Source organism: Marinomonas sp. BSi20584 (assembly GCF_002792415.1).
Classification (GTDB): Bacteria; Pseudomonadota; Gammaproteobacteria; order Pseudomonadales; family Marinomonadaceae; genus Marinomonas; species Marinomonas polaris.
In genome coordinates this window covers 80,929-93,096 of sequence record NZ_KZ454871.1, presented here as the reverse complement: position 1 = coordinate 93,096, position 12,168 = coordinate 80,929, and the positions used below count along the sequence as shown (strand labels likewise).

General features: G+C 42.3%; 12 protein-coding genes. 4 read left to right on the top strand and 8 right to left on the bottom strand.

The window, feature by feature from the left end; genetic code table 11:
• Window positions 1-16 precede the first annotated feature (16 nt).
• Window positions 17-1,126, top strand: a complete 1,110-nt coding sequence (locus TY87_RS04390; protein ID WP_072838744.1) for an MbnH family di-heme enzyme — start codon at window positions 17-19, stop codon at window positions 1,124-1,126.
• A 70-nt stretch (window positions 1,127-1,196) separates the two neighbouring features.
• Here the strand turns inward: TY87_RS04390 and TY87_RS04385 are convergent, their stop codons facing one another.
• Window positions 1,197-2,813 (bottom strand): methyl-accepting chemotaxis protein, encoded by a 1,617-nt coding sequence (locus TY87_RS04385; protein WP_072838745.1) that lies wholly within the window; start codon window positions 2,811-2,813, stop codon window positions 1,197-1,199.
• A gap of 326 nt (window positions 2,814-3,139) precedes the next feature.
• On the opposite strand from TY87_RS04385, the gene TY87_RS04380 reads away from it, so the two are divergent.
• Window positions 3,140-3,607 carry an OsmC family protein gene (locus tag TY87_RS04380; protein WP_072838746.1) on the top strand — a complete coding sequence of 156 codons (468 nt, stop codon included), beginning with the start codon at window positions 3,140-3,142 and terminating at the stop codon, window positions 3,605-3,607.
• 59 nt (window positions 3,608-3,666) lie between these two features.
• On the opposite strand, the gene TY87_RS04375 is transcribed toward TY87_RS04380, so the two are convergent.
• Complete coding sequence (locus TY87_RS04375) at window positions 3,667-4,296, bottom strand: glutathione S-transferase family protein (RefSeq protein ID WP_100186127.1); 630 nt, start codon at window positions 4,294-4,296, stop codon at window positions 3,667-3,669.
• Window positions 4,297-4,464: 168 nt separating this feature from the next.
• Between TY87_RS04375 and TY87_RS04370 the strand changes: the two genes are divergently transcribed.
• Together TY87_RS04370 and TY87_RS04365 are read left to right on the top strand one after the other, a co-directional pair.
• Window positions 4,465-5,316: a LysR family transcriptional regulator gene (locus tag TY87_RS04370; protein WP_100186126.1), complete on the top strand. Its 852-nt coding sequence runs from the start codon at window positions 4,465-4,467 to the stop codon at window positions 5,314-5,316.
• A gap of 106 nt (window positions 5,317-5,422) precedes the next feature.
• Window positions 5,423-6,016, top strand: coding sequence for a TetR/AcrR family transcriptional regulator (locus TY87_RS04365; protein WP_100186125.1), 594 nt, complete (start codon window positions 5,423-5,425; stop codon window positions 6,014-6,016).
• Window positions 6,017-6,065: 49 nt separating this feature from the next.
• On the opposite strand, the gene TY87_RS04360 is transcribed toward TY87_RS04365, so the two are convergent.
• From TY87_RS04360 to TY87_RS04335, 6 genes are all read right to left on the bottom strand, one after another.
• Window positions 6,066-7,352, bottom strand: coding sequence for a TRAP transporter large permease (locus TY87_RS04360; RefSeq protein ID WP_100186124.1), 1,287 nt, complete (start codon window positions 7,350-7,352; stop codon window positions 6,066-6,068).
• 3 nt (window positions 7,353-7,355) lie between these two features.
• Window positions 7,356-7,871 (bottom strand): TRAP transporter small permease, encoded by a 516-nt coding sequence (locus TY87_RS04355; RefSeq protein WP_100186123.1) that lies wholly within the window; start codon window positions 7,869-7,871, stop codon window positions 7,356-7,358.
• A gap of 105 nt (window positions 7,872-7,976) precedes the next feature.
• On the bottom strand, window positions 7,977-9,017 hold the full coding sequence (locus tag TY87_RS04350) for a TRAP transporter substrate-binding protein (protein WP_100186122.1): 1,041 nt from the start codon (window positions 9,015-9,017) through the stop codon (window positions 7,977-7,979).
• 95 nt (window positions 9,018-9,112) lie between these two features.
• The gene (locus TY87_RS04345; RefSeq protein WP_100186121.1) at window positions 9,113-10,126 is read right to left on the bottom strand and encodes an FAD-binding oxidoreductase; all 1,014 of its coding nucleotides are present in this window, start codon (window positions 10,124-10,126) and stop codon (window positions 9,113-9,115) included.
• A 63-nt stretch (window positions 10,127-10,189) separates the two neighbouring features.
• A complete protein-coding gene (gene dmpG / locus TY87_RS04340) occupies window positions 10,190-11,212 on the bottom strand; it encodes a 4-hydroxy-2-oxovalerate aldolase (protein ID WP_100186120.1) in 1,023 nt (340 codons plus the stop codon).
• A 15-nt stretch (window positions 11,213-11,227) separates the two neighbouring features.
• Window positions 11,228-12,154: an acetaldehyde dehydrogenase (acetylating) gene (locus tag TY87_RS04335; RefSeq protein ID WP_100186119.1), complete on the bottom strand. Its 927-nt coding sequence runs from the start codon at window positions 12,152-12,154 to the stop codon at window positions 11,228-11,230.
• Window positions 12,155-12,168: the final 14 nt, after the last annotated feature.

Here is a 12,168-nt window from a genome sequence, read left to right as displayed (position 1 = left end):
GACCTTGGGAGGTTTGATGAGGGTCAAATGTACTTATCTTTCATCCCTCGTTGGGCATCTTGCTTTGGGGTCAATATTGCTAGTTTGTACTCCCTACCTATATGCAGGTGATTATATTTGGGCATTGCCTGCATGGATGCCTGCACCTATCGTGCCTGTAGATAATCCAATGAGCGAGGAAAAAGTCACGTTAGGTCAGCGGCTTTTTTACGATGCCAATTTGTCTGGTCCAGGTTACATGTCCTGTTCGACCTGTCATATGCCTGAACATTCATTTTCAGAGCCAAGACCCGTTTCTGTCGGTGTCACAGGGCAGTTTCATAGTCGTAATGCCATGTCGATTGTCAATGTGGCTTATATGAAAACACTGACTTGGGCGAATCCTAACGAGGTACGTTTAGAAGACCAAGCAAATGTGCCTATTTTCGGTACTCATCCCATTGAAATGGACACCAAAGGGCAAGAAGAAAAAGTAATTTTGTTTCTACAACGGGACCCTATTTATCCAAATTTATTTCATAAAGCCTTTCCTGATCAAGACAACCCTATTAGCTTTGACACGATTACCAAAGCGTTGGCTTCTTTTGAACGTACTTTAATTAGTTATCAGTCACCTTATGACGATTACAAATACAATCATAATGACAGTGCCATCAGTGAGGATGCTAAGCTTGGTGAGGCATTATTTTTTAGTGCGAGATTGGGGTGTTCTAGCTGTCATACTGGTGTGCATTTTTCCGATGCGACGCAAGCGTCAGCCTTCCATAACACAGGGCTTTATAACTTGGATGGCAAAGGTGCTTACCCAGAAGGCAACCAAGGATTGTTTGAACATACAGGGAAAGAGGCAGACAAAGGACGATTTAGAACACCAACGCTGCGCAATATCGCTCAAACAGCGCCTTATATGCATGATGGCTCTATCGCCACATTAGAAAAGGTGATAGAGCATTATGCAGCTGGTGGACGTGCAGCACAGCAAGGTAAAGCGTCTCCATTAAGGTCTGATAAGTTACATCCGTTTTTATTAACCGACGATGAAAAGCGTCAACTCATGGCGTTTTTAACGAGTCTTACGGACAGCAAATTTATAGACAATCCTCACTTTACGACCCCATTTAGATAGCATGAAATAGACAAAAACCGCCGAAATCAATGATTAAGACGGTTTTTTGGGGCTTTTAATAAGTGTTTTATTAAACCGTGAAGCGTTTAACCTGACTAGCAAGCTCATCAGAATTGCTTAGCGTTTGATGAACCGAATGGCTGATGCGTTTGGATATTTCCATGACGTCTTTCGACATACTGGCAAGATTCGATAGGTTCTCGTTTATCTCGTCAGTGACCTTGCTTTGCTCTTCTGTTGCACTGGCGGTTTGAGCAGTAAAGTCATAGATTCGTCCGGCGGATGTTTTTACAACTGCAATAGATTCCATAGTTTTACGTGAAAGAGAGACGCTGGTGCCAGCCATATCAACACTTTGAGTAATCGAGCTTACTGCATTGCTCACGCCAGACTGTAAGTCATTGATCATCTTTTGAATGTCTTCAGTAGAGGCTTGAGTTTTGCTGGCTAGTTCACGCACTTCGTCAGCAACAACCGCAAAGCCTCGACCTTGCTCACCAGCTCTCGCGGCCTCTATCGCAGCGTTTAACGCGAGTAAATTGGTTTGCTCGGAAATGCCAAGGATGACATCCAATACAGAAGCAATTTTATCGGATCGTTCAGAAAGTTGATTGATGACGCCTGCAGCACCTTGGATTTGCTCTGCAAGGTTATCAAGCTGAGAAATGGCATTGTCTAATTGTTTAACGCCATCATCTGCAGAGCGGTTTAATGCTTCCACTTCAGCCACCGTGTCAGCGGCATTTTGCGCAACCTCACGAGTTGCACCACCCATTTCTTCAACGGCGGTGACCACAAAATCAAGTGATTGGTTTTGGCGTTCGCTTAGGTTAGCAGACTCAGAGGCGGATTCCCCCAAATTAAACATCTCTTGGCGAATATGCTCACACCCGTTACGAACCTGCCCAATCAAGCTGCCGAGACGAGCGACAAAACTGTCTAATTCTCGACTCAATTCGCCAGTTTCATCTGGCTTTGTGCTGTTTATACGGCGTGTTAAATCGCCATCACCAGAGCTGATTTGACGAACTCCGAAAGTGACCAATTGGATAGCTTTTGAAATGTTTCGAGGGGCAAACCAAGCCAGTATGACACTCAAAAGTAAGGCGAAAATCGCGAATATGCCGACTGTCAGTTTAAAGGTGTCAGTGAATTCATTGATTGCTTTGTTTTCAAGTGCAGAGTATTTGCTGATCAGTTCTTCCGAATGATCGTACAAACTGCGAAGTTTGATGAAATTTGTTTGGTTATCACTAACAAACAGGATTATTGCTGCATCGGGGTTATCTTTCATTGATTGGATAATGTCGAGATTGGTAGCAGACCAATCTTTATAGAGACTATCGAAGTTCGCTAATAGGCTAGAGATTTCATCTATATCCGTTGTGAGTAGTCGAAATTGCTGCATGCGATCCAATGCTTGCTTGGCATTAGATAGCGTAGCTTCCTCTAATTCTTTGGCATTGTTTGCGTTGTGCTCAAATACTAACGTGGCCAGTGCGAGACGAGATTGATACAAATCTCTATCGGCATTCTGAATTAGCGAAGTGCCAGAGGAGTATTTACCCATACTATTTTGTAAGTAATTAACCAATGTTTCTGTAGAGATTATAACCAGTAGGAAAACCAACGCTAAGCCGCCAAAAATTAATGTATAGCGACCTCTTATCGTCTTTAGCATCTTCATGAAAATATCCCTGTTGTTGAAGCCTTTGAAAACCAAAATGGTAAACGTTCCCTGCTATACAGCTGTCTTCTCTCAAAGAAACTACATCAATTGGACAATAGCGTTATATTAAAAATGGCACTTGGGATGAATGTGTGCAAGTTGTGTTTAGGTTGTTTTTCGAACAAATTGTAATTTTTTGAAAAGAGAGATATTTAGATAAAAAATCTACTTTGGAAATAGTGACAATAAGTTAACCTTACGGGCTCAAAACATTGGGGAAATTTGTTATATCTGTTATTTGAGACAAACAAGTATCTAAGGCAAACAAAAAGGGGAAATGGAATATGTCAGAATACTTTGCAACTGTTGAATGGAAGCGTGGTTCACAGTTATTTTTGGATAAAAAATACAGTCGTGCCCATGAATGGCAGTTCGAAGGCGGCGTAGTCGTGCCAGCCTCGTCTTCGCCGCATATTGTACCTTTACCCATGTCCGTTGCAGAAAATGTAGACCCTGAAGAAGCATTTGTAGCCTCTATTTCCAGCTGTCACATGTTGTTCTTTTTGGACTTTGCTTCTCGCAAAAAGCTCATCGTCGAACAATACACAGACAAGGCTATCGGCACCTTAGCAATTGGCCCCAATGGCAAGCAAATGATGACCGAAGTTGTATTACGTCCAACCGTCACTTTTGTTGGTGAAAGACCCAGTTCAGAGGTGTTAAAAGCACTTCATCATCAATCCCACGAAGCTTGCTTTATCGCCAACTCGGTACTGACCGAAGTTCGAGTGGATGAGACTTTTTGTGTTTGATTGGTAACCTTAAAGGCACTTTTAATCAAGTGCCTTCTCTCGTTTGAATAAAAAGTGAATCACGCTTGGGTAATCGGTATAAACCAATCCAAAGCTTCAATATTTTTAATCCAGCGTTGAATATTTGGATACTCGGACAGTTGATAAGAGCCGCCTTCCTCCGCCACATGGGTGTAAGGGAACAAGCAAATATCCGCAAGTGTCATGAAATCGCCCACTAGAAACGCTTGTGTTGCCAATGTTTCTTCCATTTGTTTTAACGCAGCATGACCTTGCTGAATACGATCTGGCAACATTTGTTTTTTTAGATCTGTCATGGCGTTGTGAGTTAGCCAAAAACGTGGCGAGGCAATGTTGGGCTCGTGGCTGTATTGCTCCCAGAATAACCATTTATAGACCTTGGCTCTAAGGATTGCATCGGTCGGTAACAAGGCGGATTTGTGTTGTTCTGCAAGATTGTACTGCTCAGCCAGATAGAGAAGCACAGCATTACTTTCGCTCAAGCATTGTCCGTCATCTAACTCCAACACCGGAATTTTACCATTTGGGTTCATCGCTAAGAAGGATTCTGTGTGTGTTTCTCCTTTGGTAATGTCATATTGTTTTAACGTCACTTTCAGATCTAAACAGGCGCATAACAAACGGATTTTATAACCGTTCCCTGAGGGTAAAAAATCGTGCAGAATCATAAGTCTTTCCTTCTTAGTTGATGGTCTGATCTTGCGATAAGACAGAAGTAGAAAAAAGCAAATTAAATTGACGGCTGGCATAACGCATTTTGATCAATGCATTTAAGTTGGAGTGCTTTGAATTAAAGTGAGTAGAAATAAAGTGCGTAGATTAAAGAGAGGATTGCATTGGATACGGAATTATTAAAAACCCTTGTGGCTATTGTCGATCACGGCAGTTTTCAGCGCGCCGCCATGCAAACCTTTCGTACACCATCGGCTATTAGCATGCAGATGAAACGATTGGAAGAACAAGTCGGTACTGAACTGTTTTGCAAACAAGGTCGGGATCAGGTGCTCACTGAAGACGGCCAACAGCTGGTGCATTACGCACGGCGAATCTTGCAGTTGCAGGAAAGCGCGTTGCAATCCATCAAAGGCCCGCAGCAAGGCGTCTTGCTTAATCTGGGGTGTCCGAATGATTATGTGGCGAATTTGTTGATCGTCATTATGTCCGTAATGGAAACGATGCAACCCAATATCCGCTTTCGAATTCGCACTGGCACATCCTCTGAACTAAGAGAATTGATGGACAAAGGCGAAGTGGATTTAGCCCTAGTTACGCGAACACCAGACAGCGACGAAGGCTTAACCTTGTTCCAAGACAAAGGCGTTTGGGTGGCGAAAAAAGGCTTTGACTGGATGGCCCTCAATCCATTGTCATTGGCGCTATACGAATCGAGCTGTAAATTTCACTCCAGCGCCGTTGATGGTTTGCAGAAGAAAGGCACTGACTATCAACTGTATTGTGTCACCGCCAATCTCACCCTTATTGAGAGCCTGTTGATGGCCGAAAAAGCTATCTCCGCCATCGCCAGCATCAGCGTGAATGACTCACTGGAAATCATCGCAAGTGATTTATTACCTAGCCTTCCTGCGGTAGAAATCGCCTTTTCTCGCTCCGCCTCCGCACCAGACTGGCTCACTGTAGCCTGGATTGAAGAGGTTATTGAGCGAGTGGTGATACGGCATCGCAATTAATTGATCCAGATATATATAACAAAAAATATTTCCATGCCTTGAAAGCATATTTGATATGATTAATGCATTACCAACATACACAAGAGTATTTTGAAAAAGCCTTCTTATGAATAATACCAAACTGACGCGTGATGACTGGATTAATGCTGCGATGATGCAGCTTTCAACTGGCGGTATAGATTTAGTTCGAGTTGATAGTCTTGCTAAAAAGCTAGAGATTACTCGTGGTAGCTTTTATTACCACTTTGGTAATCGTCAAGATTTGCTCAAAGCTATATTGGATAAGTGGCGCTTAAGTGCAACAGAAGCCGTTATTGAAGGTTTGAATAGTCGTGAATTAACAGCACAAGACCGATTGCTTGCGTTGATGATGTTACCTCTTCGAGGTGGGAAGTCATTTGATGCGGCGTCAGTTGAGCTGTCACTACGTGCATGGGCTCGACGTGATGATATGGCCCGATCCGCTGTTGAGGAAGTAGATTCCTATAGGATTAAGTATCTTGAAGGTATTTTTCTTGAAATGAATCACTCAGCAAGTCAGTCGAGTGATTTGTCCTATTTGGTGTACTCCTACATGATGGCTACCTCTATTCTTACCACGGGTAATAGTCGCTCAGACCAAGCTGATCGAGCTAAGAGGTTAACTAATTTCTTAGCTGATGTGTGCCCAATCTCAGAGTGCCAACATCGAATTGCATAGTTATTAATAAAGACGCCCTCTCGGTTAAATATCAAGCGGGCGCTTTCTCTTACATATAGCTGACCAATGCTAAAGATATTATTGGAAAGAGTACGATTAATGCCAAACGTATTAGATCAGCCACCAGAAAAGGAATGACCCCGCGAAATATTGTTCGTATATCGACTTCAGGTAGGACTGACTTGAGGACGAATACGTTTAGCCCAACGGGAGGTGTTATTAAACTGATTTCTGTTGCGACTACGACAATGATACCAAACCACACAAGGTCCATTCCCATTTCAGCAACAACAGGATAAAACACGGGTACAGTCAATAACATCATGGACATTGATTCGAGAACCGCACCTAATAAAAAATAAATGATCAATATTACGAAAATCACACCGAGTAATGGCAATTTCATATCATTAAGCCAATTGACAATGTGATAGGGTAAATTTGAAATATTTACTAGGTTTGCAAATACTAAAGAACCTATGAGAATGGCGATTAAGGTCACTGTGGTTGAAGCTGTTTCCTCTAAAGCATCGATGAAAGACCGCCATTTGAATTTGCCGCGGGCTAAGGTAACGATAATAGCACCGATAGCACCGACACCAGCAGATTCAGTTGGGGTAAAAAAACCCATGTAAATTCCGCCTAAAACTAATATTACTAGCAGTGAAAAAGCCCACAGTTGACCAATTGCAGCAAGGCGTTCTTTGAAAGACGCTTTTGTACCTGATCCTGCTTTTTCACCTCTGACGTGAACAACATAAAGTACTGCGCAAATATACAAGCAAACTCCTAGAATCCCCGGAATTACACCTGCAACAAATAATTGTCCTATGTCTGTTTCTGTCATTATTCCATAAAAAACGAGAGCAATAGATGGCGGTATCAAAATCCCTAAGGTGCCACCCGCAGCGATAGAACCTGTAGCAAGTCCTTCGCTATAGCCAAACTGTTTCATTGAAGGGTAAGCGATTCGACTCATGGTCGCAGCTGTCGCAAAACTGGAACCACAAAAAGTACTGAATCCGCCCGATGCTGCAATTGTTGTAATAGCCAATCCACCACGGTAGTGTCCAATCAAAGCATTAGTTGCGACATATAACTCCTCGGCTAATCCAGATCTGCTGATAATATTGCCCATTAAAATGAATAAAGGGATGACTGCAAACTCATAAGATAAGACGGTTTCACTGGCAATGATGCCTAATTGAGCAAGTGCAGGGCTCCATCCTTGAAACCAAGCTAGACCTGCTAGTCCAACTACACCTGTAGTTACAGCAATTGGTACCCTAAGAAATAGCAAAACTAAAAGAGCGGCAAAGGCAATAATCATTTCCATAGTTTATCTCCCTTCCTTATTTTCTGTTTGAAGTGCGTCATCTTGTAGCGTGTCATATTGAGTTTTCGGGATCTTGGTAATCAATGGAATTAAAGCAATAATGGCCAATACACCCATTGCAAACAGTACATACCATTTGGAAAAGCCGAGAAACATAAAGCGTTCTTGAAACAATCGAGTATCTTCCATTTGTTGAAAAAGCATGACGGCTATAGCAGAAAATAAGGCGACTTCTAGAAAGTAGCTAAGCCAACTAATGACTATCCCAAAAGTCCCTTTGAATAGATTATCGAGAAGATCTATACGAATATGCTGGTTATTTTTATGAACTTTAAAAAGGCCAGCATAAAATAAAATCGCTAAAAATATACCGATTATTTCGTATGTGAAACCTAGCGAAGAACCTAAAATAACGCGTCCATATACATCGATAAAAGTGATAATTGCCATAAGCGCTAATACTGTCATTGACAGCTTAGAGCAGAAAAACGCTATGATTGAAAGTAATGAATACTTCATTAAGTTTTCCTTTCAGAGAAATACCTAAATTTAGATAATAAGGAATGCTTTTTAGGCGGTATCATTGGGAGGATAGTTCATAGACTATCCTCCCAATCGAGAAGGTTAGTTACTTTCTACTAACTGCGTTTGTTCATTGTAATAAGCTATCGCGGCGGTTGTATCTACGCCCGCTGCTTTGGCTTTATCAAGCCATTCTATGCGACCGGCTAAAAACGCATCATCTAGGCTAGTGATAAGAGCCTCAGAGGCAACTTTATAGTTATCGCCTAACTTGTCTTGAAGTTTTTTACGAGCAATTAGGTCATTTTCATGCCAAAGACTGCCCATTCTGCGAGCCAGTTTTTCACCTGAAATATTCATAATCGCATCTTGATCGGCTTTGCTGATCTGTGCCCACTTGTCTTTATTTAAGATAATAAATGCACTATTCGAATAAAGTCCCCCTGGTATTTGGGTGACATAATTTATATAGCTGTCTACTTTAAAGCCTGTTAATAATTCGTCGGATAAACTTGTCCCATCAACAATACCTCGGGATAAAAATTCTCTTAGTTCGTTGAGTGATCCGCTAATAGGGACAGCGCCAAGGCTTTTAATCGCATTAGATACGACTGATGTTTGTACCCGTATTTTGGTGTTTTGAAAGTCTTCGGCGTTATTTATGGGTTTATTTTTCATGTGCAAATTGCCGCCAGATGTAACATGTACAGCTAAGGTCACTACATCGTTATGCATACCTGCGGGCTTGAAGTATTTATCAAATACACGTTGGTAGGCTACTGAACTAGCGCCTGCATCTTGAACGCTGAATGGAAACTCCACCATCTCGCTTAAAGGAAAAGCACCTGGCGTATAGCCATGTGGGCCCCAAGCAATGTCGACAATACCTTGGGAAACGGCTTGATAGTTTTTAGTTGGAGGGACAATAGGTTTTGCCGACGGTTGAACTTTTACTCTGCCTTCTGTGACTTTTTCTATTTCGTCAAAGTACTTATGTAAGCCATCTTTTTGTGACCAATGTTGGGAAGGAAACCATTGGTTATAGCGTAATACCATGGTGTCTGCTAGAGCATTAACAGAAACACTTAAGGTAGAAATCGATAGTAGACCAACCGTTAATGCTTGTTTGAAATTTTTCTTCATTTCTCATTCTCCGTTTTTATTATTTTTTATTATTAATATATTTACATACATTAGTGTATGTTTATAGCAAATTAATAATGCTTTTTTAAATAGAATTACAAAAAAGTGTCTGAATAAAAGTTTTCTGCAGGTAAGCCATATCCACTTATGAGGTCATTGCGAGCAGACTCGATAACAATCGGTGCTCCACAGGCATAGACTTCATACAGTGATAAATCAGCGAAGTCTTCCATAATGGCATGATGTACAAAACCGGTTCTGCCAGACCAATTTTCAGTTTTGTCAGAAACAACAGGAACATAATCAAACCAAGAAAGTTCATTACTCCATTGTTCACATAATGTAGACATATAAAGATCTTCTGCACAACGACCACCCCAATATAAACGGACAGGGCGAGTCGTCGAATTAACGATCTTTTGCTCTTCGATAAGTTGCTCAATAATGGCTTTTATTGGTGCAAATCCGGTTCCACTAGCTAATAAAATAATAGAAGCTTGCGTTTTACGTAGATAAAAACTGCCAAATGGTCCTTCAATGGTCACCATTTTACGCTGTGCTAATTCATTGAAAATGTAAGGCGTACCGACACCGTTAGGCTTCAATCTGATGTGCAATTCAATAGCATTATCTTCGACATGTTGAGTTGCCATTGAGTAACTTCTAGTTACCCCATTTGGTAGGGTGATATCGACATATTGACCAGCTCTGTAAGGAAATTCGCTTCCTGGGGCTAACATGAGTTTTAGCAAAACGACGTCAGATGAGACGAGATCTTTATTGAGTACTCGAGAAACTAATTTTTGAATCGAAATACCGTCTAGCTCTGTCACTTCGGGAGCAGTTAAGACAAGATCTTGGTTTGTTTGAGCTTGGCAGCATAATATTGTTTCACCGGCTAGATCCGATGCTTGTAACTGTAATCCAGCAGGGTAAGAGATAGCAGTAGGGGAAATAGGGGTTTCTAACGACGTGCGGCAATCTCCGCAACGACCGTCGCGGCATCCATGCTTTAGCATGATGCCAGATCGCAATGCCGCGTCGAGAATACTCTCACCTGCAATACTTTCAAAAAACTTACCGCTTGGGTTAACTGTAATCATACTCATAGTAGACCTCTAAGTGATTAGCTGGCCGCTTCAAAAGAGGCCAGCTCAGTAAGAATTGATGGCTTAAGAACGAGCTTTTGCCATGGTTAATGCAAGATCTTCGATCATGTCTTCTTGTCCGCCGACTGTTCCTCGTCGTCCTAGTTCTACTAAAATATCGCGTGCTTGAATGCCATACTTTGCTTCTGCACGTTTTGCGAATAATAGAAAAGAGCTATATACACCGGCATAACCTAAGGTAAGCGAATCACGATCAACGCGAATAGGCTGATCCATCATCGGGGTGATTAAGTCTTCAGCGACATCCATGATTTTGTAGAGATCAATACTTGATTCACAGCCCATGCGATTGAGCACAGCGACCAAGACCTCTAGCGGTGTATTTCCTGCTCCTGCACCTAATCCGGCAACAGAGCCATCTATTCGAGAACAACCAGCTTCAATAGCGGCAAGGGAATTCGCCACACCCATTGCCATATTGTGATGGCCATGGAATCCCAGTTCTATGTCGCTACCTAGTTCTGCCTTAAGTAAGCTGATTTTTTCTGTTACTTCATCTGGCAGCATGTAACCTGCGGAGTCAGTACAATAGATACAATTAGCACCATAACTCACCATTAACTTGGCCTGTTCTAGGATTTTTTCTGCCGATACCATGTGTGCCATCATTAAAAAACCGACGGTATCCATGTTCATTTTTCGAGCCATAGTGATATGTTGTTGCGATACATCTGCTTCAGTACAGTGGGTCGCCACGCGGATAGTGGACACACCACAGTCTTTTGCCATTTTCAGGTGATCCACAGTGCCTATACCTGGCAATAGCAAAGCAGATACCTTGGCTTGTTTCATTTTGGGTACTACAGCCTTGAGGTATTCTTCATCACTGTGGGCCGGAAATCCGTAGTTGACCGATGCGCCACCTAGACCATCGCCGTGGGTGACTTCAATCATAGGCATGCCAGCAAGATCCATTGCACTGGCGATGCTGACCATTTCATCTACTGAAATCTGGTGTCGCTTTGCATGCATGCCATCACGTAAGCTCATGTCATGTAGAGTGACTTTTTTGCCGTTTAAGTTCATTGTGTCACTCCTTAATTAGTGTTGAGCCGCTTGGCTGCGAGAAGGTAAATTAATGCTGCCGTTCGCTGCTTTTTCTGCGAACATTTCTGCCGTGCGTAAACCGGCAGCGGTCATGATGTCTAGATTGCCTGCGTATTTTGGTAGAAAGTCTCCAAGTCCTTCCACTTCCATAAACATCGAAACACGATGGCCATCGAATACTGGTCCATTTACTAGGCGGTAACCTGGGACATATTTTTGGACTTCAGCCACCATCTTATGGACGGATTCTGTAATCGCGGCTTGATCTGGTTCACTTTCTGTTAAGCAGTGAACGGTATCGCGCATGATTAATGGTGGTTCAGCCGGATTGATAACGATGATGGCTTTACCCTGTTTCGCACCACCTATCTTTTCAACGGCTCCAGCGGTTGTACGAGTAAACTCATCAATATTTTGACGTGTACCCGGCCCAACAGATTTAGACGATACTGTGGCAATAATTTCACCATAATCAACAGGTTGAACTTGAGACACTGCAGCTACCATAGGAATGGTCGCTTGGCCGCCACAGGTCACCATATTGACATTCATTTCTAGGTTGCTTGCGTGATCGTTTAGATTTACGGGCGGTACGCAATACGGACCAATTGCTGCCGGAGTGAGATCTATCATAATGACGCCAAGCTCATTTAATTTGCGGGAATTTTCCGCATGAACATAAGCAGAAGTTGCGTCAAAGGCGATACGAATATCATCCTTTATTATGTGTTCTAAGATCCCGTCAACGCCCGCAGAGCAAGTTTTAATACCCATTTCCGCGGCACGTTGTAGTCCGGCAGATTCAGGGTCAATACCTACCATCCAAACTGGTTCGATCCACTCAGATCTCTGCATTTTTATCAACAAATCTGTACCAATGTTGCCAGGTCCAATAATGACCGCTTTCAATTTTTTACTCATGGGATTGCCTCTAA